Below are 19471 nucleotides of genomic sequence, written 5' to 3'. Positions count from 1 at the left end.
TTGCGGTTCGCAGCGGGGTTGGTCGCGTTCGCTTGGTTCCGGTCGCCTTGCGAGGGTGCTCGCGTAGGTCGTGACGTCTGAAGTGGGTTGCGATTGGGGCTTGACCTTGAGCCTCTGGCGGGATGCCAACCTGTTCGCGGCCTCAAAGGCCGGGGTGAAAGCGCCCCGGCCGGACGAGACAGGTTGGCATCCCGCCCCTCAAGGTCAAGCCCCAATCGCCATGAGCGGTGGAACCGGCTCACCGGTTTGAATCAGCCCGTTCGGGCTCGCCTTCGGCTTCGCCACGCCAGGTCTCGTAGGTGGTTGGGCTTGCGTTGGTGGGCTGCCGGTCGGCACCTCGCGCCGGGCCAAGATGGTGGTCGCCGTGCGTTGACGACTGCGGTTGGCACCCCGCGCCGAAGCCAAGACGGTGGTCACCTTGCGTTCGCGACCGCGGGTTGCGTGCGTGCGCGGGTTCGTTCGGAGCTCGGCTGCGCCATCGCGATGCTTACGCTCTGACGGGCTCGCCTTCGGCTTCGCATCCCCTCAAGCCACTGTGGCCGAACGCATCGCTGCCATCCGCTCGGTCGCCTAGCGCTCGGCGGCCGGCGTTCCGTCTGCCTTGCGCTCGGCCTGCCTTGCGTTCGGCCCGCCCTGTCGTCCCGCCTCGCCCTGGCTTGCCGCGCTTCGCCCTGTTCGGGCCGGGGCTGCTGCTGGTCGTTTCGCTGCCCGGCTGCGGTTGCCCGTGGCGGCCTTGGGGTCTGGGCGGGGTCGATTGCCTTGACAAAGCGCGCGGGCTGGGGGGCTGCGCGCTTCGTCTCGGCGGGGACGGGACGGTCAGATTGCTGGGCCTCGGCGGTCGGTGGCCGGGGGCTGGGGGGTGGTGGCCTGCTGTGAGGCGAGGAGGTCGCGGATTTCCTTCAGCAGTTCGACGTCGGTGGGCTCTGCCGGGCCCGCCTCTTCGCCTCGCTTGCGGCGGTCCTGGATCTTCTTGATCGGGAGGACCAGGACGAAGTAGACGACCGCGGCCACGATCACGAAGTTGATGGTCGCGTTGATGACGTTGCTGAAGTCGAGGTACGTGTCCTCCTTGCCTGCGCGCAGTTGGATGCCGAGACCCCTCGTCTCGGTGCTGCCGAGAGCGGAGATGAGGGGCTTGATGAGGCTCGTGGTGAATGCGGTGACGATCGCGGTGAAGGCCGTGCCGATGACCACGGCCACGGCCAGGTCGACGACGTTTCCGCGCATCAGAAAGTCTTTGAATCCCTTCAGCATCAGCGGAGAGTAACGGCTAACGCTTGGTCCAGTGACATCGCGGCCACTCGGGTTGCATTAAGTCTCGGCAACGTCAGGACGACCACTTGGCCCTGGGTTTCGCGGACCGTGGCGTTCTCGGCCAGCACCTCGCCGGACTGGGAGATCACGTCCACGCGTGCGCCTGGGCGGATGACCGCGGCCAAGGCCTGGTCAGCCAGTTGTACGGCGGCTGCGGCCTGGTTCGGTGGGGTGCTTGCCAGGGCCAAGTCTGTGAGCGGGATGCCTGCTCGCGTGGGGGCGGCGAGCGGTCTGCCCACCAGATCGGTGGAATTCGCGAAGGTCCCCGCCACGGGGGAGGGCAGGGAGACCAGGCGGAGGTCGGCGGCGGACAACGGGATGCCCGCTGGGAGATCTCGGGAGGCGACCAACGTCGGGTGGCCCACGTCCGGCCAGAAGAAGGTGGCCAGGGCCAGCAGAGTCAGGCCCAGTGCCAGGAAACGGCGCCACGCAACGGAAAGCGGGCGGCGGAGGAGGGTGCGGAGTTTGTCGGGGAGGGTGGGGGAAATGGTCATGCCTCCGACCGTAGGGGGGTCGGAGGCATGGCAATCCGGGTTGAGCCTCAGGTTGTGGATAACTCGCGAGTTGTGGACAACTCGCGATCTTCCTCAGGACGCTGCGGCCGCCGGGGTGCTCGAAGAAGAAGACGAAGAAGACGAAGTGGACTTCTTCTCCGACAACGAAGACGAGGACGAGGTCGTCGAAGAGGAGGACGACGAGTCCGAAGAGGACGAAGAGGACGTCGACGAGGACGTGCTCTTGGACCCCGAGCGGCTGTCCGTGCGGTAGAAACCGCTGCCCTTGAACACGACGCCGACGGCGCCGAAGAGCTTGCGCAGCTTGCCCGAGCACTCCGGGCACTCGGTGAGGGAGGCGTCGCTGAACGACTGCACAGCCTCGAACCGGTGCTCACACGCGGTGCAGGCGTACTGGTACGTAGGCACTGGGTTTGCTCCTAGCTCTGGCACTCGACCGTTGTGAGTGCCAACACGATTTTCGCTCAGGACCTTCCCGGAGCGCAAACACCCCAGGTCAATGTCACAGCCATCGCAGGCCCACCGAGGGCGTCAACACGCCGTTCATCCGCACGTCATGAGGCTCGCCCGGGACCTCCGAAAGCACCTCGGAATCCCGCACGACGCCGATCAAAGGCGCGTTGACCAGCGGCAACGACCGGTCGTAGTGACCTTGCCCCTTCCCCAGCCGCACCCCGGTCACCGACACGGCGAGTGCGGGCACGAGCACCAGCGAGGCTCCAGCGATCGCCGAGGCGCCGAGCCGCTCACCGGTCGGCTCCAGCAGCTTGAACCCGGCCGGCGCGAGCGACGAGGGTCCCGAGTACACCGCCCAGTCCAGCGCGGAAGGACCGGTCACGATCGGTAGCAACACGCGGCACCGCAACCCCTCCAGCCAGGACGCCTCACCGGGCTCCGAGCCGACCGGGATGAAAGCGCACAGCGTCTGACCAGCGGAAACGTCCAGGGAAGACAGATGTGCGGCCAAAGCCCGGGATTCAGATGAGCGAACCTCGGGAGAAAGCGAACGTCGGGCGGCCAGCAACTGTGAACGCAACGTGGCCTTCCGGTCACGAAGATCGGACGTCATGTCGGGTACCCCTCGGTATGTCGTTAGCATCGCAGCCCATGAGCAGCGCCTTCCACACCGCTATCGTGCCCGCGGCCGGTCTGGGCACCCGTTTCCTCCCCACGACCAAAGCCGTGCCGAAGGAACTGCTACCCCTGGTCGACACCCCCGCCATCGAGTACGTGGCGCGTGAGGCGGCCGAGGCGGGCGCGAAGAAGCTGGTCATCGTGACTTCGCCGACCAAGGCGTCGGTCGCGAACTACTTCGACGAGAACCCCGACCTCGAGGAGTCGCTGACCGCCAAGGGCAAGACCGACCTGGTCGAGAAGATCCAGCGGGCGCCGAAGCTCATCAAGGCCGAGACGGCGATCCAGGAGCAGGCGCTCGGGCTCGGCCACGCGGTCGGGTGCGCCGAGGGCAACCTGACCGGCGAGGACGAGGCCGTCGCGGTGCTGCTGCCGGACGACATCATCCTGCCCAACGACGCGCTGCAGAAGATGGCGAAGGTCCGCGAGGAGAAGGGCGGCAGCGTCCTGCTGGCGTTCGACATCCCGCGTGAGCAGATCTCCGCGTACGGCGTGTTCGACGTCCGCGACACCGGCAACGACGACGTCAAGCAGGTCGTCGGCATGGTCGAGAAGCCCAAGCCCGAGGACGCGCCGTCGACGTTCGCCGCGGCCGGCCGGTACCTCCTCGACCGGGCGATCTTCGACGCCCTGAAGCGCATCACGCCCGGCGCGGGAGGCGAGCTGCAGCTCACCGACGCCATCGCGCTGCTGATCAACGAGGGTCACCCGGTGCACGTCGTCGTCCACCGCGGCGGGCGACACGACCTCGGCAATCCCGCCGGATTCCTGCGGGCTGCGGTTGACTTCGCACTCAACACCCCGGAGTACGGACCCGATCTGCGTGAGTGGTTGCGGGAACGCCTCGACAACTCCTGAGCGCGAGGACCAATCACATGAGGTCAGTGGACGAGCAGCTCGCTCGGGTGATCGCGGCCGCGGTGCGGCCCGCACCCGTGCGAGTCGCGATCTCGGAGTCGCAGGGCCTGCTCTGCGCCGAAGAGGTCGTCGCGGAACGCGCGTTGCCCGGCTTCGACCAGGCCGCCGTCGACGGGTACGCGGTGCGCAGCGTGGACGTGTCCGGCGCGAACGCGAGCCCGGTGCAGCTGCCGGTCGTGGGCGAGATCCCGGCCGGCTCCCGGCAACCCCGCCGGTTGCAGCCCGGCCAGGCGGTGCGGATCGCCACGGGCGCGCCGCTGCCGACGCTCGCGGACGCCGTCGTGCCGCTCGGCTACACCGACGGTCACCAGGCCAAGGTGACCGTCAACCGCAGCGTGCCGTCCGCCGGGTTCGTCCGCCGCACCGGCGAGGACGTGCAGACCGGTGACGTCGCGGTACGCCGTGGCGCGTCCATCGGTGCTGCTCAGGTAGGCCTGCTGGCCGCTGTCGGACGAAACAAGGTGCTCGTGCACCCACGTCCGCGCGTGTCCGTCATCTCTCTCGGTGAGGAACTCGTCGACGTCGACCGCACGCCTGGTCAGGGCCAGGTCTACGACGTGAACTCGTACGCGCTGGCCGCCGCCGCACGCGACGCGGGCGCCGAGGTCAGCCGGGTCGGCATCATGTCGGCAGACCCGCGCCGGCTGCGCGAGGTGGTCGAGGGCAGGCTGCTGCTGTCCGAGATCGTCGTGATCGCGGGCGGCGTCGGCGGCACCGTCGGCGACGAGGTCAAAGCGGCCCTCGCTGACCTCGGCGACATGGACGTCAACCGCGTCGCCATGCACCCCGGCTCCGCGCAGGGCTTCGGCAGGCTCGGCCCCGACGCCGTGCCGACGTTTCTGCTGCCGGCGAACCCGATGAGCGCGCTTGTGGTGTTCGAGGTGCTGGTCAGGCCCCTGATCAGGGCCGCGCTGGGCAAGAAGAACCCGTACCGCCGCGCCGTGTCCGCGCGCCTGCTCTCGCCGTTGCAGTCGGCGAAGGGCCGCCGGGGCTTCCTGCGCGGCCAGCTGCTGCGCGACGCGGACAACGGCGAGTACCTGGTGCAGCCGCTCGGCACGTCCGGGTCGCACCTGCTCGCGTCACTGGCGGAGGCCAACTGCCTGATCATGGTCGACGAGGACGTCACCGAGATCTCCGTCGGTGAAGAGGTGCTGGTCAGCTTCCTAGCGCAGCGTGGATGAGCGCTTTCGCCGATCTGGGCAGACACCCCGGCTGGCCCGCCCGGCTGGGGCCCCTCCAGGTGCGCGCGGGCACCGTCGAACTGCGCGGGCCCAGGTTCTTCGACGGCGGGAAGTGGTCGAGGCTGCGCATCCGCGACCGCGGCTACCTCGAACAGTGGGAACCCACGGCGCAGGAGGGCTGGGACGAGCGCAACGCGGCGCTCTCCTGGCCCGCGCAGTGGTCGTCGCTGCGGGGCATGGCCCGGCGCGGCACCACGCTGCCGTTCATGATCCTCGTGGACGGCGAGGTCGCCGGGCAGATCACCGTCGGCAACATCGTGCGGGGCTCGCTGCTGTCCGCGTGGATCGGCTATTGGGTAGCCGCTGATCGGGCGGGCGGCGGCGTCGCAACGGCGGCCGTGGCGTTGCTCACGGACCACGCTTTCCGCGACGCTGGTCTGCACCGGCTCGAAGCGACCGTGCGACCCGAGAACGGACCCTCGATTCGGGTGCTCCAGAAGTCCGGCTTCCGCGAGGAAGGCCTCTTCAAGCGTTATCTGGATGTTGCCGGACTGTGGCGCGACCACCTCTGCTTCGCGCTCACGTCCGAAGAGGTCACTGATGGCCTAGTGCGCCGTTTGGTCGCACGCGGAGAGGCCCGTCTTCCCTGATCCGCGCTTCCGTTCGTCGTAATCACTTCACCCAAAAGTGGGTGATACACCACACTTTGGTACGCACCGAGTCCGGCGAGCCTCCGAGACAGGTGTGACTGTTGTGACTAGCGTGGTTGGCAGCACCACGCGTGGGCCGGGGGAGGTGAACGGGGAATGCCGAGTTCGCTGATCATCGTTGCGCTGGTCGTCGCCTGGCTCGTGGTCCTCGTCCCCATGATGGCCCGCAAGCGCCAGGAGAGTGCGCGCAGCGTGGGGGAGGAGTACGACGCCATGCCAGACGCCGAGTACGACGACATCCACGACATCGACGACGACTACTTCGACGAGGAGGAGTACGTCGAGCGCCCGTTCCGGCGTGGCCGCGGTGGCTACGACCCGGAGACCGCGGCGTTGGTCGCCCAGGCCAAGTACGCGTTCCGGCGCAGAGTGGTCGCGTTCCTGTTCGTCGCCGCGGTGGCGTCGGGCATCGTCGCCGGGGTCTTCTTCACGAAGCTCTGGTACGGCCACGCCGCGATCGACCTGCTGCTCGTCGGGTACCTGACGTACCTGCGCCGGCAGGTGCGGATCGAGGAGGAGATCCGCGCTCGCCGCCTCGCTCGCCTGCAGCAGGTGCGTCGCCGCCGTGCGACGGGCCCGCAGCAGCAGGAGGCGCCGGCGGCCCCGGTCGTCGCGGACCTGCCGAAGCAGGCCTCCGCGGACGAGCAGGAGACCACGAGGGTCGAGGTCGTCGAGGAACGTCCGGCGCTGCCGCCGTTGCCGCGCTTCGAACACCACGTCCGTCCCGGCACGATCCCGGTCGACTCCGACGACGAGGACCCGGTCTTCGTCGAGTTAGAGGGACTGGAGTCGCTGCGGTACAGGGGTGCTGTCGGGGCTTAGCGGGGGTGGTGAAAACCGCCCTCCCGGAACTGCTATAGTTCTCTTCGTAAGGCAGCAAGGGGCTGTAGCACAGTTGGTAGCGCGTCTCGTTCGCATCGAGAAGGTCAGGGGTTCGATTCCCCTCAGCTCCACGTAAGAAGTAGGGCCGGTGGTCATTGCGACCACCGGCCCTACTTCTTTTTGCGCGTCCGTCCGATGTGGACGAGTGATGCGGACCTCGGGAAACCCGCTCGGCTCGGTGCACCGCGCCGGATACCTTGTGCGACGTGAACATCCTTGGGGGATTCAAAGCAGTGTGCGTGGTGGCGGTGGCACTCACCGCCGTCAGTTGTTCGGCGGGCAGCGGGTCGGGGGACCAGCAGCCCGCCGAGTCGGACAAGAAGGTCCTCGACGTCACCGGATTCGGGAAGCTGAAGCCGGGAATGTCCAAGCAGGACGCCCTCGCGTCCGGCGAACTCGCCGACGTCGTCGTGAGCAAGTTCGACAAGTGCGAGGACTACCGGTACGCGGGCGCGCCGCAGCCGGACCCGAAGAAGCTCGAAGAAGAAGCCGAGTTCGACAAGAAGTACGCGGCCGCGCAGAAGGCCGCCGACGACGCGCAGGCGGCGGTCGGCGAGGCGCCCGGTCCGAACGCCGGTGCCGCCGCGTACGCCGCCTACGCCGAGAAGGCCGCGGCGTCGGCCGAGGCCAGTGCCAAGGCGACCGAGCTCATCTCGGAGTCCACGCAGCGGATCGTCGCGCGGGCTGAAGAGCGTGAGGCCAACGGTGGTGTGCTGGTCGCGGGCGACCAGATCCGCATGATCATCGCGCCGCCGGGGGTCACGTCGGCGAAGGGCATCACCAAGGGGTCGACGATCGAGCAGGTCAAGGCCGCCTACCCGAACGCCGTGGAGAAGGAGGAAGGCAAGACGTTCGAGGTGCCGGTGCCCGACCGGACCGACGTGCTGAGCTTCCACGTCACCGACGGCAAGGTCACGACGTTCATGCTGTTCAACGGTGAGGCGAAGTGCAGCTGAATTGACCTGTGAAAGGTGCGCTCACCGTAATGTGAGCGCACCTTTCGTCTATATAAGGGCCGTAAGCTCCTTCAGTTCCCGCGAAAGGCTGTACCCATGAGCGACGCGCCGCAGGACAAGGTCACGGTCCTGTCCGCCGATGCCCTTGCGCAGATGAAGGCGTTCCCGCTGCACGGCGACGAACGGCTGAAGAACAAGCTGCTGTGGAAGTCCCCCAACGGAGACACCATCGTCGGCCTGCTCCAGATGGCACCGGGCGCACGCGACGTCGGCCACAACCACCCGTCCGCCACCCAGCACACGTGGGTCATCGACGGCACGGTGAGCATCGGGGGCGTGGAGGCGACGGCGGGTTCGTACGCGTTCGTGCCGCCGGGCGTGGACCACGAGACCGTCGCGGGCGACGAGCCGGTCACGATGTTCTACATCTACCAGCCCACCGCCGAGCACGACCACGATCACGACCACTGACAGGACCCCGCCAGAAACCGGACCGAAACTCCGGCCTGTGACCTGGGGTGGAACGTTTTCGCACCTCACCCATCTATGGGGTGAAGTTGGATGAAGAACGCGGCGTCGACAAATAGTTTTCTCCACATGAGATCTGTGGTCGCCGCGTTATTACTCGGGGCCGTCACCTCCAGCGGTGCAGCGGCCTCCGAGGCCCCTGCCGCCAGGTGCACGGCCGCCCGCCCTGTCGTCTCCAGCACGGAGACAGCTGTCGAAGCGCGCGTTCTCACCGGCTGCACGGCCGGTGAGCTCGTCGTCTTCCGGGCCGCGTTGACCTTCCGCGCCCACGGCAGCCAGTGCAGCGCGCTCGCCGAGGAACTCGAAGCGGACCCGGCCACCGAGCCGCAGTGGATCCGCGTCCGGCTGGAGTTGACCTGCGCACCCGGTGAGCAGGGCCACGCCGGCTCGCAGGCCACCGTCGAGATGTACGACCAGAAGAACACCCGCGCCACCTACGGCCTCTCCGACTCCTACGCGGAGCAGACCGGCTCGCACCTGTGGACCGTCGAGTTCGTCGCCGGCCTCGGTGACCTGCCCGTGGCGCCCGACCCGGCTGTGCAGATCTCCAGCGCGTCGGCGGGGCAGGGGAGCACTCTCACCAGGGTCGATCACCAGGCCCGTTCCTGATCACCCGTTCGCCACCTCGTTCTTGGCGTGTCTTCGATAACGAATCGCGCAAAAAGGGCGACTCCTGTCAACGGAGCCGTCCATCGCAACGTGTAAGAGCCAACAGGCCGAACGTGCGATGGGCGGAGGTACAACGCGGTGATCAAGGAAAGGGTTGCTGTGGCGTCAACCGCAGGCCAATTACGCACAGTAAGCTGACAGGGCGCCTAGGCTGGGGGTGATCTCGGAAGGGGTGGTGTGAGTCGTGGGGCTCGCTGAGTCCTTGCTCACGTGGCTGCACGGCTTCGTGGGTGCGAGTGTCTGCCCCGGTGACTGGGTGTGGACCACCACGGCGCTCGGTGCGGTGCTCGGGTTGTTCCCGACCATAGGTGCCTTGCTGTCCATCGCGGTGCGCCGCGTTGTCGGCAACTCCTACGGGCCCGTGACCGGTGCCATCTTCACCGTGCTCGGCGTCGCCAGCTGTCTGGTGCTGCCGTGGCTGATCATGCGCGGAACCGTCCAGGGGCTGCAGGGGCGCAGCATCACCGGCGCCGACTCGCTCGACGAGGCCACCTGCTTCGGGACGTTCTCGCAGGGCAACTACCTGGTCGACGGGGCTCCGTCGATCATCGGCGTGATCCAGCGGCCCGGCCAGTCCGTCGTCTTCCTGGTCGCCGCGGGCATCACGATCGTGCTCGCGCTGCTCTGCCTGCTGTTCGTCATGCTCCAGTCGGGGTCGGCGTTCCGGCTCGGGCCGAACTGGCCGCGCCGGGTGTTCTGGCCGATGTTCCTGGTACTGCTGGTGACGACGTCGGCATTCCCCGTGACGCTGGTGGGCCATGTGCTGCTCGGGTTTCTGCCAATTGCGGTAATCGGGTCAATCGTCGTGCGGATTTTCGGGTTGACTACCGCCATGCTCAACCGCCCCGGCCGCGACCGGTCTCAGGACCGGAACTCGCAGAACCAGCCACCGCAGCCGGTGGCGCGCACGCCGCAGCCCCAGAACAACCAGCTGCCGCAGGGTCAGCCGAAGCAGAAGGCGCCGACCAAGCCGATCACGGCCGCGCAGCACCAGCCGCCGCCCGGCCAGAACCCGCCGCCGTACCAGCCGGCGCAGGTGCCGAAGTACCAGCCGGCGCCGATGAACCGGCCGATGCGGCCCGTGACGCAGCCGCAGCAGCCGCCTCAGAACCAGCCGCCGCGCCAGTACCCGCCGACCCGCGTCGCCGAGGTCATGCCGCAGCCCGGCCCGCCCCAGCCGTCGAACCCGGCGGTGCTCGCGGACACGCCGGGCCCGCTGCCGTTCGGTCCGGGCGCGGCCAACGCCGAGTCACCCGCACCCGTGCAGAAGTCGGGCAAGGTCTGGAACCCGGGCAACGGCCGGTTCCGCCGCGTCCGCCAGCTCGGCTCCGGCGGCTTCGGCACGGTCTGGCTCGCCGTCGACGAACAGCTCGACCGCACCGTCGCCGTGAAGCTCGCGCACGCCCCGGACAACGAGACCGAGGCCCGCATGCTCCGCGAGGCACGCGCGCTGGCCGCCGTCCGCCACCCGAACTGCGTGCGCGTGTTCGACATCGTCCAGGACCCGGACGGCCTCGCCCTGGTCATGGAGTACATCGAGGGCGCCTCGCTGTCCGAGACGGTCCTGAAGAACGGCCTGATCGACGACAAGCTCGCCGCCCGCCTCTGGCTGAACATGGCCGACGCCCTGGCAGCGGCCCACGACCGGGGCGTCCTGCACCGCGACGTGAAGCCGTCCAACGTGATCGTCGACGGCCAGGGCACCGCGCACCTGATCGACTTCGGCATCGCCCGCTCCAAGGGCGACAGCACCCTCACGGCCACCGGCATGATGGTCGGCACGCCGGACTTCCTCGCGCCCGAAACGGCCCGAGGCGAAACGGCGTCCCCGGCGTCGGACTCGTGGCAGCTGGCGGCCACCGTGTCGTACGCGCTGACGGGCCACCCGCCGCGCGGCTCCCGCGAGAACCCGATCTCCTCGCTGATGGCCGCGGCTCAGGGCGAACCGATCACCAAGCTGCCGCAGAACAGCGCGCACGCCCGGTTGTTGCTGGCGGCGATGGACCCCGAACCGGGGCGCCGTCCGTCGCTGGCGCAGGTGCGGGGGCAGCTGTCCTCGTTCCTCGACCAGCAGGGGATGAGCAAGGAGGGCCCGGTGACCAAGATGATCACCAAGCCGGGTCCGCCGCCGACGAGGCACATGCCGATGTAGGCGAACGGTGCGCGCTGAATTGCTCAGCGCGGTACCGGTTCCGGTTGGTGCTTAGGCGAACCGGGTGAACGTTGGACCGGTCCGTAACGGTGGTTCAGCCTTCAACGACCTAGGTCGTGGTTCACCCGGAAGCCTCGGCATCTCACGGGATGCCACGCGAAGAGTGGTGAGGCGGTTTCCGCCGATCGCCTCACCACTCACCTTCGGCCGGACGGCCTCAACCTCTTGCGCAGCACGAAGAACCCTCCTACTGCCCCGAGCACCACCAGCCCGACGAGCCACACCGGCAAGGGCTTTCCCGAAGGCGCGTCCGGCACCACCGCAGCAGCCGGAGCAGGTGACACCTCAACGGGCTTCTTCAACGGTGGCGCGATCTCCTGCCACGGCCAGCCCACGTCGTCGAGGCCCTGCACCATCTGCGGGTCCACGGGTTTCACGAGCAGAGTGCCCGGCACCGTCAACGTCCCGAGCGGGTGCTCCGGGAACCACCCCTGCACCCCGAACACCTCATAGGTGCCGGCCGGCAGGGAAAAGGTGACGGCGAAGTGCGCGGGTTCGCCCAAAGCGACGCCCACGAACGAACGCGAGTCCGCGCCGGACTGGAAGCGCAGGCCCGTCTTGCCCAGTTCGCCGGACGGCGGGTGCGTGCCGTGCTGCAGCACCCAGTAGCCGACGGTGTGGGTGACGGACGGCTGGATCGACGGGACGGGGTCGACGTAGGTGACCGCCCAGCCGCCGGCGACGGCGGTGGGTGCGCTGATCAGCAGGAAAGCGCATATCAAGGCGAGAATCCTCATGACGCGAATACACCGGGAACCAAGGAGTGGTTCCCGGTGTAGAGAGGGCATCACGGACGAAGCGGTGGCACGGGCGATCGCAGGCGACCAGGCGGCCTACGGCGAGCTGGTCGTCCGGTACACCGCGCTCGCGCACCGGACGGCGTACCTGCTCGGGGCCGGTGCGGACGCCGGGGACGTGGTGCAGGAGGCGTTCGTGAAGGCCTATCGGAAGCTGCACACGTTCAAGGCCGACGCGGACTTCCGGCCGTGGCTGCTCAAGATCGTCACCAACGAGACCAAGAACCTGCACCGCAGCAAGAGACGGCGCAACCTGATGGAGCTCAAGCTCGCGACCATCACGGAGACCGTCGACCACGACGACCCCGGCACGCTGGTGGACGACTCGCGGGCCAAGCTGCTGAAGGCCGTGCAGAGCCTGAGCGAGAGCGACCGGCAGGTCGTCACGTGCCGGTACCTGCTCGACCTGACCGAGGCCGAGACCGCGCAGACCCTGGGGCTGGCCAAGGGAACCGTGAAGTCGCGGCTGTCCAGAGCGCTGCACAAGCTGCGCCCGATGCTGGAGGAGGTGGCCCATGATCGATGACCAGGCGGAAGCCCTGCGCGACCTCGGCCGCCACCTGCACGTGCCGGAACCGCCGGACGTCAGCGCGCAGGTCCTCGCCAAGATCAACGCACCGAAGCGCCGCACCTGGCTCAAAGCACTCATAGCCGCGGCAACGGCGTTCGCCATCGCGTTCGCGGTGTCCCCGGCCGTCCGAGCGGGCGTCCAGCAACTGCTGGAGTTCGCCGGCGTCGAGTTCCGCACGGAAGCGCCGCAGAGCATCGCGCCGCCGCTGCCGAGCCAGGACGTCTCGCTGCAAGAAGCCAGGAAGCAGATGCCGTTCGAGATCCACCTGCCGGAGAAGCTCGGCACCCCGGACAAGGTGACCGTCCACGAAGGACGGTTCGTCACCCTGCACTACGGAGACCTGCGGCTCGACCAGTTCGACGGCACCATCAGCTCGACCGTCGGCAAGCTCATCCACCAGGACGGCGTCGAGCAGATCAACGACAAGATCTGGATCCCGTACCCGCACGTGTTCTTCTACATCGACCGCAACGGCGAGTGGCACACCGAGGAACCACAACTGGCAGGCCAAACCCTGCTCTGGCAAAAAGATCAGGTCACCCTCAGACTCGAAGGTGACCTGACCAAGGAACGAGCGCTGGAGATCAGCGCCAGCTAGGCAACCACAGTTGTTGTTGCCACAGCTCGGGTGTGATCGGCACGCCGTTGAGGATCGGCCACAGCCACACGAAGTTCGCCACCACGATGCCCACGTACAGAGCGACGACCAGCATCCCGGTGCCACGACGTTCCGAACCGGCGGACGAACGGCCGAGGATCTCGCCCAGCGCCAGCACGATCAGCAACACCAGGAACGGCGCCATCGGCGTGACGTAGAAGAAGTACATCTGCCGGTCGAGGTTCAGGAACCACGGCAGCAGGCCGGCGCCGTAACCGACCAGGACGGCGGCGTAGCGCCAGTCCATCCGGCCGATCGTGCGGTACAGGGCCCAGCCGATCACCGGGAACGCGAGCCACCACATCGCGGGCGTGCCGATGAGCATGATCGCGCCGAGGCACGACCCCGCACCGCAGCCCGTGACGGTGTTGTCGTAGTAGTAGAGCATCGGACGCAGGCCCATCGGCCACGTCCACGGCTTCGACTCCCACGGGTGCGTGTTGGTCGCCGAGGTGACCAGGCCGACGTGGAACTTGTAGACGTTCTGGGCGTTGTACCAGAGCGACTGCAGCACGTCGGGGATGTACGAGACGTCCTGGACCTTGCTGCCGACCACGTGCCGGTCGATGCCGGTCTCGCTGGCCATCCACGGGAACCACGTCACGACGTAGACGAGCACGGGGATCGCGACCAGGCCGCCCAGCGACGGCAGCACGTCCTTCACCAGCGCGCCCAGCCACGGTTCCTCGACACCGGCCGCACGGCGGGCCAGCGCGCTCCACAGCACCGTCAGAAGGCCGAACGCGGCGATGTACCAGATGCCCGACCACTTGATGCCGCACGCGGCACCGAGCATCACGCCCGCGCCGAAACGCCACCAGCGGAAGCCCAGCCACGGCCCGAACGCCGAGTTGTTGATGAACCCCTCGCGCACGGCGACGGCCAGTCGTTCGCGCACTTGCTCGCGGTCGACGACGAGACAGCCGAACGCGGCGACGACGAACAACGCCAGGAAGATGTCGAGCATGCCCATCCGCGACTGGACGTGCGACACGCCGTCAGCGATGAGCAACACGCCCGCGAGCGCACCCAGCAGGTCCGAGCGGGTCAGGCGGCGGGCGATCCGGACGATCAGCAGGATCGTGATCGCACCGGCCAGTGCCGAGGCGAACCGCCAGCCGAGGCCGTCGTAGCCGAAGAGGTCCTGGCCGATCGCCATCAGCTGTTTGGCGAGCGGCGGGTGGACGATCAGCTCGTAGCCGGGGTTGTCCTCGTAGCCGCCGTTGCGCAGCACCTGCGCGGTCTGCGGCACGTAGTGCTTCTCGTCGAAGATCGGCGTGCCCTTGTCCGTCGGATACCCGACGTTCCAGAAGCGCACGACGGCACCGATGAGGGTCACGACGGCCGTCATGAGCCACCCGCGCATCCGGTCTCCGTAAGGAGGCGGGTCGAGTGCGGCCGCACGATCCGAGCGCGGCTCCTCGACGACGACGGGCGCCACTCCTGGCTGCACGAGGACTGTCACGCCGCCGATCGTAGGGTGAAGCTTGTGAGTCCTGTATCCGGTTCAGGCCGTCTGGTCCTGGCAGCCACCCCTCTCGGCGACATCCGCGACGCTTCCGCGCGCCTGATCGAGGCGCTCGCGACCGCCGACGTGATCGCCGCCGAGGACACCAGGAGAACGCACAGCCTCGCGGCCGCGTTGCAGGTCAAGCCGTCCGGGCGGGTGCTCAGCTTCTACGACCAGAACGAGGTCGGGCGCGTCCCGCAGCTGCTCGAAGCGCTGCACAACGGCGAGACCGTGCTGCTCGTGACGGACGCCGGAATGCCGTCCGTGTCGGATCCGGGTTACCGGCTGGTCGCCGCGTGCGTCGAGCAGGACATCACCGTCACGTGCCTGCCGGGGCCGTCCGCGGTCACGACGGCGCTCGCGTTGTCCGGGCTGCCGAGTGACAGGTTCGCGTTCGACGGCTTCCCGCCGCGCAAGTCCGGTGAACGCAAGCGCTGGTTCGCGCCTTTGGCCACCGAGCAACGGACGGTCGTCTTCTTCGAGGCACCCCATCGGCTCGCGGACACCCTTCAGGACGCCGTCGAGGTGCTGGGGCCGGACCGCCGTGTCGCCGTGTGCCGCGAACTCACGAAGAAGTACGAAGAGGTCGTGCGGGGGACATTGGCAGAACTCGCCGCATGGGCCGTGGAAGGCGCACGCGGCGAGATCACCGTGGTGCTCGGTCCCGCGCCGGTGCAGGACACGCCGGACCTCGACACGCTGGTCGCCGAGGTCAAGCAGCGCGTCGCCGACGGGGAGCGGATGAAGTCGGCCGCCGCCGAGGTCGCGGAGGCGGCAGGGATCAGCAAGAAGACCCTCTACGACGCGGCGATCAAATCAAGCTGACTCCTTGTTGAACGTGCGCACGCCGTAGAACACGCCGACCAGCACGAGCACCGCGACCGAGACCAGCCCGTACGTCATCGTGCCGGGGTTGAAGATCGAGCGTTCGGCGTCGACGACGTGCGCCAGCGGGTTGATCCGCGACAGCCAGTAGAGCCACTCCGGGCCGTTCGACATCGGCAGCAGCACGCCGCTCAGCAGCATCAACGGCACGATGGACGCCGACAGCACCGACGCGAAGACGTACTCCAGCTTCACCTTCAACGCGATGGCGTACGACACCGAGCCGATCGCGATGCCGAGCAACGCCACCAGCCCGAGCCCGAGCAACATCTGCCCGACCGAGGCCCGGAACCCGAACAGCATCGCGGCCAGCATGATCAGCAGGCTCTGCACGACCAGCAGCACGACGTCCTTGCCGACCCGTCCGACCAGCAGCGCGACCCGGCTGACCGGGGTGACCCGCAGCCGTTCCATCACGCCCGTGCGGACCTCCGGCAGCAGCGAGAAGCCCGCGTAGGCCGTGCCGAACAACGCCATCTGCACCAGCAGGCCCGGCACGAACCACTGCCAGCCGGTGTCGCCGAGCAACGGCCCGAAGAGCCCCAGGTAGAGCAACGGCTGGGCGATGCCGAACACGACCGCCACGGGGTTCCGCAGCACAGGCAGCATCACGCGGCAGAACACGAGCCAGGTGTCACGCAGCATTGCTGCCCTCCCGCAGGGATCGGCCGGTCATGGTCAGGAACACGTCGTCGAGCGTCGGCCGGTGCACCTGGACGGACTGCAGTTCGACGCCGATGTTGTCGAGGTCGCGCAGCAGGCTCGGCAACGCGCGGTCGCCGTTCGGGATCCGGAAGCTGACCTTCTCGCCGTCGACCACGGCGTCCTCGAACTTGGCGGCGACGACGGCAGCCTGGGCCGTGCCCAGCTCGACCAGGTCGCCGGAGACGCGGTGCTTGAGCTCGTCCGGCGAGCCCTCGCCGACGATCGCGCCGTGGTCGATGACCAGCAGCCGGTCGCTCAGGAAGTCGGCCTCGTCGAGGTAGTGCGTGGTCAGGAAGACCGTGGTGCCGTCGGCCTGGAGCAGCTTGATGTGGTCCCACAGGTTGCGGCGGCTCTGCGGGTCGAGCGCGGTCGACGGTTCGTCCAGGAACAGCAGCCGCGGGTCGTGCAGCATGCCCATCGCGATGTCGAGCCGGCGCTGCTGGCCGCCCGACAACGTGACGACGCCGCGCTTCTCCAGCCCGGTCAGGTCGAACCGTTCGAGCAGGTCGGCGACCTTCCGGCGGGCGTCGTGCTTCGACATGCCGTAGAAGCGGGCCTGGAACTCCAGCTCGTCGCCGACCCGCTGGTCGAGGCCACCGCCGCCCTTCTGGCCGACGTAGCCGATGTTGCGGCGCACGCCCGCCGGGTCCTTCAACAGGTCGTGCCCGGCGATCGTCGCCGTGCCCGCCGTCGGTTGCAGCAGCGTCGTGAGCATGCGCAACGTCGTGGACTTGCCGGCGCCGTTCGGGCCGAGGAACCCGACGAGCTCGCCTTCCTCGACGTCGATGTCCACACCCCGCACCGCGTCCACCGGACCGGTCTTGGTCGTGAACCGGCGCGCGAGACCGCGTGCCTCGATCATGACGAAACCCCCTCTAGTCAAGTTTGACTAGAGGCTAGCTCCGGCTAATCAAGTTTGACTAGTCCTTAAGTTCGTACTCGCCGGCCTCTAGGCGTTCGATCAACTCCCGAGTCCACCGGACCTGACCTTCGAGATGGACGAGCCACAGTCGAAAGAGCTCGCTGACGTGCGCGGGCTTGCCCATCTCCGGCATCGAGTCGATGCCGTGCCGGGTGGGGGTGAGCTGGCCCTCGAGTCCCGCCAGCCGGTTCTTCAGCAGCACGACGGCCTGCTTGCGGGGAACGAGGTTGAGCATGGCGACAGCCGCGGAGACCTCGTCGTTGCCCGCCGTAGGGTTCGCCAGCGCGTGCCCGATGCGGTCGTCCAGCTCGCGCTCACCGGCGGCCGTGATCTTGTACGTCGTGCGGGCGGGGCCCTCGCCGGACTCGACGCCCACCGGCTCCAGCAGTCCGTCCTTGGCCAGCGACTTCAGCGCGTGGTAGATCGACCCCGGCTGCACGTTCGCCCAGGTGTCCGCGGACCACGACTTGAGCTCGCGGCGCACCACGTAGCCGTGGGCCTCGCCGACCAGCTTGACGATCCCGAGCACCAGCATTCTGGTCGCGGACAATCAGACCTCCCACTCGGTGAAAACCGCCTGGCACCGCCTCCGTAGGCTATGTCCATGAGTGCCTCCGTACTGACCGCGGTGGCCTGGCCTTATGCCAACGGCCCCAGGCACATCGGTCACGTCTCCGGTTTCGGTGTCCCGTCCGACGTCTTCTCCCGCTACATGCGAATGTCCGGACACCGGGTGCTCATGGTCAGCGGCACGGACGAGCACGGCACACCCATCCAGGTGCAGGCCGAGAAGGAGGGCCTGACGGCCCGCGAGCTCGCCGACAAGTACAACCGCGTCATCGCGTCTGACCTGCAGGGCCTCGGCCTCTCCTACGACCTCTTCACCCGCACCACCACCGGCAACCACTACCAGGTGGTGCAGGACCTCTTCCTCGCGCTGTGGAAGAACGGCTACGTCGTGCCCAAGGTCGAGATGGGCGCCATCAGCCCGTCGACCGGCCGCACGCTGCCCGACCGCTTCATCGAGGGCACCTGCCCGATCTGCGGGTACGACGGCGCGCGCGGCGACCAGTGCGACAACTGCGGCAACCAGCTCGACCCGATCGACCTGAAGAACCCGCGATCGAGGATCAACGGCGAGACGCCGAAGTTCGTCGAGACCGAGCACCTGTTCCTCGACCTGTCGGCGTTCATCAACTCGCTGTCGGGCTGGATGGGCACGCGCGCCGACTGGCGCCCGAACGTGCTCAAGTTCTCGCAGAACCTGATCAAGGACCTGCGGCCGCGCGCGATCACCCGCGACCTCGACTGGGGCATTCCGATCCCGCTCGACGGGTGGAGCGACCAGCCGATGAAGCGGTTCTACGTGTGGTTCGACGCGGTGATCGGGTACTTGAGCGCGTCCGTCGAGTGGGCGCGCCGCACCGGTAACCCCGACGCCTGGAAGGAGTTCTGGACGGGTGACGCCCAGGGCTACTACTTCATGGGCAAGGACAACATCGTCTTCCACTCGCTGATCTGGCCGTCGCTGCTGCTCGGGCAGAACGGCGCGGGCGACAAGGGCGGCGAGCCCGGCCGGTTCGGCACGCTGAACCTGCCGACCGAGGTCGTGTCGTCGGAGTACCTGACGATGTCCGGCTCGAAGTTCTCGACGTCGCGCGGCACCGTGATCTACGTCGGCGACTTCCTCAAGGAGTTCGGTCCGGACGCGCTGCGGTACTTCATCTCCGTCGCGGGTCCGGAGAACCAGGACACGGACTTCACCTGGGAGGAGTTCGTCCGGCGGACGAACTTCGAGCTGGCGAACGAGTGGGGCAACCTGGTCAACCGCTCGATCTCGATGGCGCACAAGAACGTGGGCGCGATCCCGAAGGCCGTGGGCTTGACGCCCGCGGACCACGAGCTGCTCGCGCAGTCCCGCGCGGCGTTCGACACGGTCGGGGCGCACCTGCGTCGCTCGCGGTTCAAGCAGGCCACGGGCGAGGCCATGCGCGTCATCTCGGCGGCGAACAAGTACCTGTCGGACCAGGAGCCGTGGAAGCTCAAGGACGACCCGGAGCGCCGCGACTCGGTGCTGCACACGGCGCTGCAGGTCGTGCAGGACGCGAACACGCTGATGACGCCGTTCCTGCCGCACTCGGCGCAGAAGGTGCACGAGGCGTTGGGCGGCACGGGCGTGTGGGCCGCACAGCCGCAGATGAACGAGGTCACCGACCTCGACATCCCTGAGCGCTCCTACCCGGTGCTGACCGGTGACTACGCCGGTGAGCAGGCTCGCTGGGAGTCGACGCCGCTGGAGGTCGGCCGGCCGCTCGAGAAGCCGTCGCCGTTGTTCGGCAAGCTCGACGCGAAGCTGGGCGAGACCGGGCCCGAGTGGGCTCCGATCGTCACCGACTAGTGGCGG

The 19471-nt window shown here is 68.1% G+C and carries 21 protein-coding genes and 1 tRNA gene; 13 read left to right on the top strand and 9 right to left on the bottom strand.

The annotated features are described in order from the left end of the window. Positions 1 to 816 precede the first annotated feature (816 nt). The 4 genes from mscL to JNUCC0626_RS29475 form a co-directional block, all read right to left on the bottom strand. Complete coding sequence (mscL, locus tag JNUCC0626_RS29490; protein WP_394614000.1) at positions 817 to 1254, bottom strand: large-conductance mechanosensitive channel protein MscL; 438 nt, start codon at positions 1252 to 1254, stop codon at positions 817 to 819. Further along, complete coding sequence (locus tag JNUCC0626_RS29485) at positions 1254 to 1808, bottom strand: SAF domain-containing protein (protein WP_394613999.1); 555 nt, start codon at positions 1806 to 1808, stop codon at positions 1254 to 1256. The genes mscL and JNUCC0626_RS29485 overlap by 1 nt, the downstream gene beginning before the upstream one ends. Before the next feature lie 93 nt (positions 1809 to 1901). Then, positions 1902 to 2237 carry an FmdB family zinc ribbon protein gene (locus tag JNUCC0626_RS29480; protein WP_394613998.1) on the bottom strand — a complete coding sequence of 112 codons (336 nt, stop codon included), beginning with the start codon at positions 2235 to 2237 and terminating at the stop codon, positions 1902 to 1904. Positions 2238 to 2331: 94 nt separating this feature from the next. Continuing rightward, the gene (locus tag JNUCC0626_RS29475; RefSeq protein WP_394613997.1) at positions 2332 to 2898 is read right to left on the bottom strand and encodes a 5-formyltetrahydrofolate cyclo-ligase; all 567 of its coding nucleotides are present in this window, start codon (positions 2896 to 2898) and stop codon (positions 2332 to 2334) included. 38 nt (positions 2899 to 2936) lie between these two features. On the opposite strand from JNUCC0626_RS29475, the gene JNUCC0626_RS29470 reads away from it, so the two are divergent. The 9 genes from JNUCC0626_RS29470 to JNUCC0626_RS29430 all read left to right on the top strand — a co-directional run bounded on the left by JNUCC0626_RS29470 (position 2937) and on the right by JNUCC0626_RS29430 (position 10959). Beyond that, positions 2937 to 3821 carry a UTP--glucose-1-phosphate uridylyltransferase gene (locus JNUCC0626_RS29470; RefSeq protein ID WP_394613996.1) on the top strand — a complete coding sequence of 295 codons (885 nt, stop codon included), beginning with the start codon at positions 2937 to 2939 and terminating at the stop codon, positions 3819 to 3821. Between the two features lie 17 nt (positions 3822 to 3838). Continuing rightward, the gene (gene glp, locus JNUCC0626_RS29465; RefSeq protein WP_285642444.1) at positions 3839 to 5062 is read left to right on the top strand and encodes a molybdotransferase-like divisome protein Glp; all 1224 of its coding nucleotides are present in this window, start codon (positions 3839 to 3841) and stop codon (positions 5060 to 5062) included. Next, positions 5059 to 5712 carry a GNAT family N-acetyltransferase gene (locus tag JNUCC0626_RS29460; RefSeq protein WP_394613995.1) on the top strand — a complete coding sequence of 218 codons (654 nt, stop codon included), beginning with the start codon at positions 5059 to 5061 and terminating at the stop codon, positions 5710 to 5712. Before glp ends, JNUCC0626_RS29460 begins: the two co-directional genes overlap by 4 nt. 156 nt (positions 5713 to 5868) lie before the next feature. Beyond that, on the top strand, positions 5869 to 6594 hold the full coding sequence (sepX, locus tag JNUCC0626_RS29455; RefSeq protein WP_394613994.1) for a divisome protein SepX/GlpR: 726 nt from the start codon (positions 5869 to 5871) through the stop codon (positions 6592 to 6594). A 58-nt stretch (positions 6595 to 6652) separates the two neighbouring features. Then, positions 6653 to 6725: transfer RNA gene (locus tag JNUCC0626_RS29450), tRNA-Ala, on the top strand. Between the two features lie 135 nt (positions 6726 to 6860). Further along, positions 6861 to 7610: a hypothetical protein gene (locus JNUCC0626_RS29445; protein WP_394613993.1), complete on the top strand. Its 750-nt coding sequence runs from the start codon at positions 6861 to 6863 to the stop codon at positions 7608 to 7610. A gap of 96 nt (positions 7611 to 7706) precedes the next feature. Continuing rightward, complete coding sequence (locus JNUCC0626_RS29440; RefSeq protein WP_394613992.1) at positions 7707 to 8081, top strand: cupin domain-containing protein; 375 nt, start codon at positions 7707 to 7709, stop codon at positions 8079 to 8081. A 135-nt stretch (positions 8082 to 8216) separates the two neighbouring features. Next, positions 8217 to 8747 (top strand): hypothetical protein, encoded by a 531-nt coding sequence (locus JNUCC0626_RS29435; protein WP_394613991.1) that lies wholly within the window; start codon positions 8217 to 8219, stop codon positions 8745 to 8747. A gap of 244 nt (positions 8748 to 8991) precedes the next feature. Further along, a complete protein-coding gene (locus tag JNUCC0626_RS29430) occupies positions 8992 to 10959 on the top strand; it encodes a serine/threonine-protein kinase (protein WP_394613990.1) in 1968 nt (655 codons plus the stop codon). A gap of 197 nt (positions 10960 to 11156) precedes the next feature. Here JNUCC0626_RS29430 and JNUCC0626_RS29425 read toward each other — a convergent pair whose 3' ends face one another. Next, positions 11157 to 11741, bottom strand: coding sequence for a hypothetical protein (locus tag JNUCC0626_RS29425; RefSeq protein WP_394613989.1), 585 nt, complete (start codon positions 11739 to 11741; stop codon positions 11157 to 11159). A 79-nt stretch (positions 11742 to 11820) separates the two neighbouring features. Here JNUCC0626_RS29425 and JNUCC0626_RS29420 point away from each other — a divergent pair, with 79 nt between their 5' ends. Together JNUCC0626_RS29420 and JNUCC0626_RS29415 are read left to right on the top strand one after the other, a co-directional pair. Beyond that, the gene (locus JNUCC0626_RS29420) at positions 11821 to 12342 is read left to right on the top strand and encodes an RNA polymerase sigma factor (protein ID WP_394613988.1); all 522 of its coding nucleotides are present in this window, start codon (positions 11821 to 11823) and stop codon (positions 12340 to 12342) included. Then, complete coding sequence (locus JNUCC0626_RS29415; RefSeq protein WP_394613987.1) at positions 12332 to 12985, top strand: hypothetical protein; 654 nt, start codon at positions 12332 to 12334, stop codon at positions 12983 to 12985. The genes JNUCC0626_RS29420 and JNUCC0626_RS29415 overlap by 11 nt, the downstream gene beginning before the upstream one ends. On the opposite strand, the gene JNUCC0626_RS29410 is transcribed toward JNUCC0626_RS29415, so the two are convergent. Beyond that, on the bottom strand, positions 12972 to 14510 hold the full coding sequence (locus JNUCC0626_RS29410) for a dolichyl-phosphate-mannose--protein mannosyltransferase (protein ID WP_394613986.1): 1539 nt from the start codon (positions 14508 to 14510) through the stop codon (positions 12972 to 12974). The genes JNUCC0626_RS29415 and JNUCC0626_RS29410 overlap by 14 nt on opposite strands. A gap of 24 nt (positions 14511 to 14534) precedes the next feature. Between JNUCC0626_RS29410 and rsmI the strand changes: the two genes are divergently transcribed. Further along, positions 14535 to 15380 (top strand): 16S rRNA (cytidine(1402)-2'-O)-methyltransferase, encoded by an 846-nt coding sequence (gene rsmI, locus JNUCC0626_RS29405; RefSeq protein WP_394613985.1) that lies wholly within the window; start codon positions 14535 to 14537, stop codon positions 15378 to 15380. On the opposite strand, the gene JNUCC0626_RS29400 is transcribed toward rsmI, so the two are convergent. From JNUCC0626_RS29400 to JNUCC0626_RS29390, 3 genes are read right to left on the bottom strand one after another with little or no spacing between them, the layout of a single operon-like run. Beyond that, positions 15372 to 16085 carry an ABC transporter permease gene (locus tag JNUCC0626_RS29400; protein WP_394613984.1) on the bottom strand — a complete coding sequence of 238 codons (714 nt, stop codon included), beginning with the start codon at positions 16083 to 16085 and terminating at the stop codon, positions 15372 to 15374. The genes rsmI and JNUCC0626_RS29400 overlap by 9 nt on opposite strands. After that, positions 16075 to 17007: an ATP-binding cassette domain-containing protein gene (locus JNUCC0626_RS29395; RefSeq protein ID WP_394613983.1), complete on the bottom strand. Its 933-nt coding sequence runs from the start codon at positions 17005 to 17007 to the stop codon at positions 16075 to 16077. The genes JNUCC0626_RS29400 and JNUCC0626_RS29395 overlap by 11 nt, the downstream gene beginning before the upstream one ends. Positions 17008 to 17065: 58 nt before the next feature. Beyond that, complete coding sequence (locus JNUCC0626_RS29390) at positions 17066 to 17617, bottom strand: PadR family transcriptional regulator (protein ID WP_394613982.1); 552 nt, start codon at positions 17615 to 17617, stop codon at positions 17066 to 17068. 54 nt (positions 17618 to 17671) lie between these two features. Here JNUCC0626_RS29390 and metG point away from each other — a divergent pair, with 54 nt between their 5' ends. Further along, positions 17672 to 19465 (top strand): methionine--tRNA ligase, encoded by a 1794-nt coding sequence (metG, locus tag JNUCC0626_RS29385; RefSeq protein ID WP_394613981.1) that lies wholly within the window; start codon positions 17672 to 17674, stop codon positions 19463 to 19465. Positions 19466 to 19471 lie beyond the last annotated feature (6 nt).

The sequence above is a fragment of the Lentzea sp. JNUCC 0626 genome (genome assembly GCF_043632865.1).
Taxonomy (GTDB): Bacteria; Actinomycetota; Actinomycetes; order Mycobacteriales; family Pseudonocardiaceae; genus Lentzea.
This window is presented reverse-complemented; position numbering and strand designations above follow the sequence as displayed.